Source organism: Streptomyces sp. NPDC002130, from assembly GCF_040296465.1.
GTDB lineage: Bacteria > Actinomycetota > Actinomycetes > Streptomycetales > Streptomycetaceae > Streptomyces.
The window spans coordinates 1-1,417 of record NZ_JBEOXI010000845.1 but is presented as its reverse complement, the minus strand read 5'-3'; the positions used below and the strand labels follow the sequence as shown (position 1 = coordinate 1,417).

The window sequence follows — 1,417 nt, the reverse complement described above, 5'->3', positions numbered from 1 at the left end:
AATGGCGCCGGGAGTCACCGAAAAGCTCGGTGTCTACGTCTACGCCCTGATCGATCCACGAGATCGCTCCATCTTCTACGTCGGCAAAGGAGTCGGAGATCGCGTCTACAGTCACGTCTGGTCCGCAATGGGAGCCCCTGACCTCGTCGAAGACGGAATCGAACGCGAAGCCCCCGCAGTGAAATCGGCAAAGAACCAACGCATTCGAGATATCTACCAGTCGGGCAAAACAGTCGAACACGTCATCCTGCGGCACCGGATCGAGCCCGAAGCGAGCGCCGACAAGAGCGCATACGCCATCGAGCAAACCTTGATCGATGCGCTCCGCCTGATAGAAGCGCCGACGGGTACGGCAGTGTTGGCAAACATCGCGGGCGGTCACACCACCACAGAGTGGGGCGTGATCCCGCTACCGGAACTGATCAGGCGTTACGCCGCGACTGCGGCACCGGAGATCGAACGGCCGTTCGTTGTTCTCGTCGTCAACGCGGCACTGAACCCGCAAAACTCCACAGAGCAGGTTTACGAAGAAGGTCGAGGCTGGTGGCACGCCGGCCCGGTTATTCGCAACACAGCGAATGTTCCGATTTTCTTCGTTGCCGCAGACATCGTCCGAGCGGTGTATCGGGCTTCGAGTTGGGAACAGAGCGGGCAGGGCGGAGCGTGGCGGTTCTCCGGCCCGGCGGATCCGGAACTGGAAACCCGCTACGTCGGAACCAGTGTCGCGGAGCTGAAGAAGGCTCGGCGGACCAGGCGATGGCGTCAACATGGTTGGCATCCCTACCCGGCGGAGTGAAAACCCTGCCCGCGCATTCGTCGAGTTCTGCGTGCGGTACAGAGCCCCCTCGAATTGGCGATAACTTAGATTATGTCACCCTGTCGATGAAATTCGCTGCCCGGCAACGAAATACGTCCACGCTGAACGTGCATCGTCAGTGTCGAGTGGCAGCGTCGCTACCAGAGTTGGAGTGGACACTCTGCAGCCTCGGCCGCGGCGATGCGCTCTTCGATGGTGTCGAGTCCTACGTCTGCCCGACTACGTTTTGTCCGAACCGGATGCGAATCGCATCACTCCTCGCGGACCGACGCACTGCGAGGCATGTGGGTGCATCCACCGGTACGCATCAACGACGTCCTGCAGTTGATGCTCGGGTCGATCGGGGTCGCGGTAGCGCGTATCGCGGACCGATGAGCGGTAGGTATCGGCCAGCTTTCGAACAGCCGTCCGATCCTCAAGATGCAGTGGCACCTTCAAATCTCGGGCTTCGCCCTCTGCGACCCGCGTGAGTTCTCGGCCTTCGGCGGTCAGATCATCCCAGTATTTCTGATTTCTGGTTCATCTCGGTATCGGTTCTCTTCCACGTCAGGTTAGCCAACGAAAAGCGGTCGCTTAGATTATCCGATCTCATGAGCAGTG

At 59.8% G+C, this 1,417-nt stretch carries 1 protein-coding gene; it reads left to right on the top strand.

Annotated features, from left to right (window positions below; translation table 11 throughout):
- The coding region (locus ABT116_RS46220; RefSeq protein WP_351647204.1) for an LEM-3-like GIY-YIG domain-containing protein at positions 1–796 on the top strand (796 nt) is incomplete at its 5' end.
- Positions 797–1,417: the final 621 nt, after the last annotated feature.